Annotated in this window: 8 protein-coding genes; 7 read left to right on the plus strand and 1 reads right to left on the minus strand. The window is 39.7% G+C overall.

The window, feature by feature from the left end; genetic code table 11:
* The first annotated feature begins 1 nt into the window (after position 1).
* The 7 genes from LI164_RS07700 to LI164_RS07730 all read left to right on the plus strand — a co-directional run bounded on the left by LI164_RS07700 (position 2) and on the right by LI164_RS07730 (position 4,917).
* On the plus strand, positions 2-946 hold the full coding sequence (locus LI164_RS07700) for an L-lactate dehydrogenase (RefSeq protein WP_118146154.1): 945 nt from the start codon (positions 2-4) through the stop codon (positions 944-946).
* Positions 947-973: 27 nt separating this feature from the next.
* On the plus strand, positions 974-1,348 hold the full coding sequence (locus LI164_RS07705; protein WP_040015226.1) for a desulfoferrodoxin family protein: 375 nt from the start codon (positions 974-976) through the stop codon (positions 1,346-1,348).
* 91 nt (positions 1,349-1,439) lie between these two features.
* The gene (locus LI164_RS07710) at positions 1,440-1,598 is read left to right on the plus strand and encodes a rubredoxin (RefSeq protein ID WP_005339874.1); all 159 of its coding nucleotides are present in this window, start codon (positions 1,440-1,442) and stop codon (positions 1,596-1,598) included.
* Between the two features lie 154 nt (positions 1,599-1,752).
* The gene (locus LI164_RS07715) at positions 1,753-2,499 is read left to right on the plus strand and encodes an SDR family NAD(P)-dependent oxidoreductase (RefSeq protein ID WP_227086966.1); all 747 of its coding nucleotides are present in this window, start codon (positions 1,753-1,755) and stop codon (positions 2,497-2,499) included.
* Between the two features lie 86 nt (positions 2,500-2,585).
* Positions 2,586-2,891: a thioredoxin gene (trxA, locus tag LI164_RS07720; RefSeq protein ID WP_005421612.1), complete on the plus strand. Its 306-nt coding sequence runs from the start codon at positions 2,586-2,588 to the stop codon at positions 2,889-2,891.
* 12 nt (positions 2,892-2,903) lie between these two features.
* Entirely contained in the window at positions 2,904-3,224 is a 321-nt protein-coding gene (locus LI164_RS07725; protein ID WP_005421613.1) for a rhodanese-like domain-containing protein, read from the plus strand.
* A gap of 1 nt (position 3,225) precedes the next feature.
* Positions 3,226-4,917 (plus strand): FAD-dependent oxidoreductase, encoded by a 1,692-nt coding sequence (locus LI164_RS07730; protein WP_227079408.1) that lies wholly within the window; start codon positions 3,226-3,228, stop codon positions 4,915-4,917.
* Between the two features lie 167 nt (positions 4,918-5,084).
* Here LI164_RS07730 and LI164_RS07735 read toward each other — a convergent pair.
* A partial coding sequence (locus tag LI164_RS07735; protein WP_255642293.1) for a site-specific integrase occupies positions 5,085-6,057 on the minus strand: 973 nt, incomplete at its 5' end.

A 6,057-nucleotide genomic window follows, 5' to 3' on the forward strand; every position in this document is an offset into this window, starting at 1 on the left:
AGTGATTAATTCAAAAAAAGCAGTAATGATAGGCTGTGGCTTTGTTGGTTCTGCATCGGTATTTGCATTGATGCAGAGTGGCTTGTTTACAGAGATTGTCCTTATCGATGCAGATAAGAACAAGGCAGAAGGAGAAGCGATGGATATCAGTCATGGTATTCCATTTGCGAGTCCGATGAAAATATATGCCGGAGATTATGATGATGTGGCTGATGCTGCAATTGTTGTCATATCTGCCGGAGCGGGACAGAAACCGGGAGAGACAAGGCTTGATCTCGTAAATAAAAATGTAGCAATATTTAAGTTAATCATTCCTGAAATAGCAAAGAGAGATTTTGCAGGTATCATGCTTGTAGTTGCGAATCCGGTAGATATCCTGACTCAGGTAGCCATAAAGTTATCAGGACTTCCAGAAAACAGGGTTATTGGATCGGGTACTGTGTTAGATAGTGCCAGATTAAGATATAAGCTTGGTGAGCATTTATCTGTGGACAGCAGGAGTGTTCATGCATTTATAGTAGGTGAGCATGGAGACAGCGAAGTTGTAGCATGGTCATCAGCCAATGTATCTGGTGTTCCATTAAGTGAAATGTGTGAAATGCGTGGACATTACAAGCACAAGGAAGACACGGCAGAAATAGCTACAGCAGTCAAGAACAGTGCTTATGAGATTATAAACAAAAAGCACGCTACATATTATGGAATTGCAATGTCTGTAAAAAGAATCTGCGAAGTGATTATGAGAGATGAAAAATCAATACTTCCTGTATCACACATGATTCATGGAGTATATGATATTGACGGAGTATCGTTAAGTATGCCAGCTATTGTAGGTGCAGATGGTATTGAGTCGGATATACCTATTAATTTAAGTGGCGAGGAAGCGTTAAAGCTTAAGGAATCTGCAGATTCATTGAAAAAGATTATTGAGACAATTGAATTATAAATTTTACACATGGAAGGAGAAAAAGTCATGGAAGTAAGGTACTGTATTTGTAAGCATTGTGGAAACATTGTTGAAAAGGTAAAGGATAAGGGTGTACCTGTAATTTGTTGCGGAGAACCTATGCAGGAATTAAAAGCCGGAGTGACAGATGCTGCTGTTGAGAAGCATGTACCTGTATATACGGTAGAAGGCAGTCATGTTCATGTCGTGGTCGGAGAGACAAAACATCCAATGCTTGAAGAACATTTCATTGAGTGGATTACATTAAATACAAACCAGGGAATATACAGAAAACAGTTAAATCCAGGTCAGGAGCCGGTAGCGGATTTTTGCCTCTGCGATGGTGAACAGGTAGAAGAAGTATATGCATATTGTAACCTGCATGGATTATGGAAATGCTAAAAGCATTTATACATATTAAGGTTACAGAACAACACAAATACAACAGTAATATATGCTGTGTATTAATATATTTATAAGGAGGAACAAACTAATGAAATATGTATGTGACGTTTGCGGATGGGAATATGATGAAGAGGAAGGTTATCCTGAAGGTGGTATTGCACCAGGAACAAAGTGGGAGGATGTTCCGGAAGATTTTGAATGCCCATTATGTAATGTTGGAAAAGATCAGTTTTCAGAAGTTGAATAGAAGCCTAATCTTGTGTTAAATACGGATGGATAAACCAAAACCCTGGTGCGTGAGCAACAGGGTTTTTTATTGCGATAGTTTGTGATGATATCACAGAAAATGATTTACCTTTTGCTTATAATGTAACTACAAACAAAGTAAGGAGGTAGTCTAAATGAGATTAAAAGATAAAGTTGCAATCATTACGGGTGGAAGCCGTGGTATAGGATTTGCTACAGCTGATAAATTCTTGAAGGAAGGTGCTTCAGTTGTGTTGGCAGCAAGTTCACAGGAATCGGCAGATGTTGCTGTAGATAAATTAAAAGAAAAATATCCCAATGCAATAGTTGCTGGAATTAGTCCAAATCTGGCAAGCATGGAGTCTGTCAGAAAGGCTTTTAAAGAGGCAACTGAAAAATATGGATGTGTCGACATACTGGTAAATAATGCAGGGATTTCAGAAAACACCTCATTTATGGATTATACAGAGGAGACTTTTGATAAAGTCATGGATCTAAATGTAAAAGGAGTATTTAATACTACTCGTGTAGCAGCAGAATGTATGGTGGCAAGAGGCAAGGGGGTCATTCTCTCAACTTCTTCCATGGTGAGTATTTCGGGACAGCCAAGTGGGGTTGCTTATCCGGCATCGAAGTTTGCAGTAAACGGATTGACTATATCATTAGCAAGAGAACTAGGACCTAAAGGTATTCGTGTTAATGCTGTTGCACCTGGGATTACAGAAACTGATATGATGAAGGCCGTGCCAAAGGAAGTTATCGAACCTATGATTGAAAGAATTCCATTGCGTCGTCTTGGACAGCCAGAAGATATTGCCAATGCGTTTGTGTTTCTTGCTTCAGATGAGGCGAGTTACATTACAGGTGTTATATTAAGTGTAGATGGTATGGCAAGAAGTTAAGTTAATGAGGTATGGTGATGTAATCACGGAAAATAAATGAAATTAAGACTATAATAAATCTACAAAAAGATAAGGAGGACTGTAAAATGTCTGCTATTAATATCAATAAAAATAATTTTCAGAACGAAGTACTGAATTCCGATAAACCCGTTCTTTTAGATTTTTGGGCATCTTGGTGTGCGCCTTGCCGCATGGTAGTACCTATTGTAGAGGAGATTGCAAGTGAGCGTAGAGATATTAAAGTTGGAAAGATTAATGTAGATGAAGAGCCTGAACTGGCAAATAAGTTCAGTATTATGAGCATTCCGACTTTAGTGGTTATGAAGAATGGGAAGATTGTACAGCAGGTTTCAGGGGCGAGACCTAAGAATGCGATTTTAGAAATGCTTTAGGGAGGTGTGCTAATGGGATTTTTTGATCTCTTTAAACAGTCGAATATTAATCAAGGCATAGAAGAATATAAAAGGACTGATGATGCAGTTCTGCTGGATGTACGTACACCGCAGGAATATCAGGAAGGACATATACCAGAAAGTAAAAATGTGCCGTTGCAGCAACTTGACAATATTGCTTCTGTAGCGAAGAATAAGGATATCCCACTGTTTGTATACTGTTATTCCGGTTCACGAAGCCGCCAGGCAACTGGGATACTGCAACGAATGGGATATTCTAAAGTAAATAATATCGGTGGCATTGCAGCTTACTCAGGAAAGGTGGAAAAATAAGATGAAGGTAATAATTGTAGGAGGTGTAGCCGGAGGAGCTACAGCCGCAGCAAGAATACGCAGACTGAATGAACATGCTGAAATTACTGTGTTTGAAAGATCCGGATACATATCCTATGCAAATTGTGGACTTCCATATTATATTGGAGACGTGATCACAGACCCGGAAGAACTTACACTACAGACACCAGAGAGTTTTTTTAAACGCTTCCGTATTAACATGAAAATTCATCATGAAGTTATCTCCATACATCCGGAACGTAAAACGGTTTCAGTGAAAAATTTAGAGAATGGTGAGATATTTGAAGAAAAATATGATAAGCTGATCCTCTCTCCAGGTGCAAAGCCAACACAGCCGAGACTTCCCGGAGTAGGTATTGATAAACTTTTTACACTTCGTACTGTAGAAGACACTTTTCGGATAAAGGAATATATAAATAAGAATCATCCAAAATCGGCTGTATTGGCAGGTGGCGGTTTTATTGGTCTGGAACTGGCAGAAAATTTGAGGGAGCTTGGCATGGATGTTACGATTGTCCAGCGGCCTAAGCAGCTGATGAACCCTTTTGACCCGGATATGGCATCCATGATCCATAATGAAATGAGAAAGCATGGGATAAAACTGGTACTGGGCTATACAGTAGAAGGATTTAAAGAAAAAGACAACGGAGTGGAGGTCCTGTTGAAAGATAATCCATCCCTTCAGGCTGATATGGTAGTTCTGGCAATCGGAGTCACACCAGACACAGTATTAGCAAAAGAAGCCGGTCTGGAACTTGGCATCAAGGAAAGTATTATAGTGAATGACAGAATGGAAACCTCTGTACCGGATATTTATGCTGCAGGTGATGCAGTTCAGGTAAAACATTATGTTACGGGTAATGATGCGCTGATTTCTTTGGCAGGACCAGCCAATAAACAGGGCAGAATCATCGCTGATAATATTTGTGGCGGTGATAGTCGTTACCTGGGCAGTCAGGGAAGCTCAGTTATAAAATTGTTTGATATGACAGCAGCCACTACAGGTATCAATGAAACCAATGCCAAAAAGTCAGGATTAGAGGTAGATACAGTAATTCTTTCTCCTATGAGTCATGCCGGTTACTATCCTGGTGGAAAAGTGATGACCATGAAGGTGGTTTTTGAAAAAGAGACCTATCGTTTGCTTGGTGCTCAGATTATTGGATATGAAGGAGTTGATAAACGTATTGATGTGCTGGCAACAGCAATCCATGCAGGGCTGAAGGCAACCCAGCTGAAGGATTTGGATCTCGCATATGCACCGCCTTATTCCTCTGCCAAAGATCCTGTAAATATGGCAGGATTCATGATAGACAATATAGCAAAAGGTACCTTAAAACAATGGCATCTGGAAGATATGGATAAGATTTCTAGAGATAAAAGTGTTGTGTTGCTGGATGTGAGAACTGTAGGTGAATTTAACAGGGGGCATATGGATGGATTCAAAAACATTCCTGTAGATGAACTAAGGGAACGTATCAATGAAATTGAGAAGGGAAAGCCTGTTTACCTGATATGCCAGAGTGGGCTGCGAAGTTATATTGCCAGTCGTATTCTGGAAGGAAATGGATATGAAACATACAACTTCTCCGGTGGATTCCGCTTCTATGATGCAGTTGTCAATGACCATGCGCTGATTGAAAAGGCATATGCATGTGGTATGGATTATTAAAAATTATATATGTCTTTTTGACTATCTTTTTATATCTCCTTAAATGTCCGCAAAGCCTTATTTTATAGGCTCTACGGGCATTTTGCTTTTGTGGTAAACCTCACATATCTAGGTCTATCTTCTTATATTTTCGCTATCAAGCGTGGTTAAAATCGTGGTAAATACTTCTATGCGATTAGACGCTGAACCTCTGATTTTGCGGTATCTATGGACGCATGAGCGTACCAGTTCATTGTGATACTAATGTTTGAATGTCCCATGATATACTGTAAATCTTTTGGGTTCATGTTCTTGCTTGCCAGTCTTGTGCAGAATGTATGGCGTAGCGTATGCGGTGTGATATGTGGCAAGGGATTGTCCTTGTGGTGCTTGTTATATTTCTTTACCATACGGACAAATAAGGCGTTGTAATCAATCGCAACTTTGGGCTTGCCTTTATGATTGACAAATAAGAAATTGCTCTGTCCGTCTATCACAAATGGTTCTGCCTTTGGGCGTTTCTTCATAACCCGTTGAAATGCCTGTATTGTTTCTCTACTTAATGGCACTTGTCTTATTCCGCTTTTCGTCTTAGGCGTTTCAATATAATAGCCCTGTTCCTTGCTCTTTAGTAACTGGTGGTCGATAATTACAACTTCATTCTTGAAATCAATATCAGCTACTGTCAGTCCGCACAGTTCCGAGATACGAAGTCCAGTCTTTAACAGTATCAGCACATCATCATAATGCTTGTGATACACATTGTCTGTCTTGATAAATGAGAGTAAGGCTTGTTCCTGTTCCTCTGTCAATGCGACTTTCTCTTTGGTATCATTTTCTAGGACTTCACTTAACTTAAAATCAAAAGGGTTCTTCCTTACACAATCGTCTTGTATGGCGATATAGAATGACGCTTTTAACGAGCGTTTATGGTTGTTAATGGTGTTATAGGAAAAGCCCTTGTCTTTCATGCGTAACGCCCATTCTTTAGCGTCAGAGGGCTTGATTGTATCAATGCTCCTAGCACCTAATTTGTCCTCTTTCAATAACCGCATGAGTTGTTCCCGTTGTTTTTGTGTGCTTTTCTTCACATTTGCCCTCTGTAAGTTCTGTTTGGCATAGAGTTGGCAAAGCGTCATTTTCTTGCCTGTGCTGTCGATA

The organism is Dorea sp. 210702-DFI.3.125 (assembly GCF_020560945.1).
Classification (GTDB): Bacteria; Bacillota; Clostridia; order Lachnospirales; family Lachnospiraceae; genus Dorea; species Dorea formicigenerans.

Bases quoted from the DNA above. Each gene is read 5' to 3' on its own strand.
- LI164_RS07710 (WP_005339874.1), top strand. From the start codon at position 1,440: ATGAAATATGTATGTGACGTTTGCGGATGGGAATATGATGAAGAGGAA.
- LI164_RS07730 (WP_227079408.1), top strand. From the start codon at position 3,226: ATGAAGGTAATAATTGTAGGAGGTGTAGCCGGAGGAGCTACAGCCGCA.
- LI164_RS07725 (WP_005421613.1), top strand. From the start codon at position 2,904: ATGGGATTTTTTGATCTCTTTAAACAGTCGAATATTAATCAAGGCATA.
- LI164_RS07705 (WP_040015226.1), top strand. From the start codon at position 974: ATGGAAGTAAGGTACTGTATTTGTAAGCATTGTGGAAACATTGTTGAA.
- LI164_RS07715 (WP_227086966.1), top strand. From the start codon at position 1,753: ATGAGATTAAAAGATAAAGTTGCAATCATTACGGGTGGAAGCCGTGGT.
- trxA (WP_005421612.1), top strand. From the start codon at position 2,586: ATGTCTGCTATTAATATCAATAAAAATAATTTTCAGAACGAAGTACTG.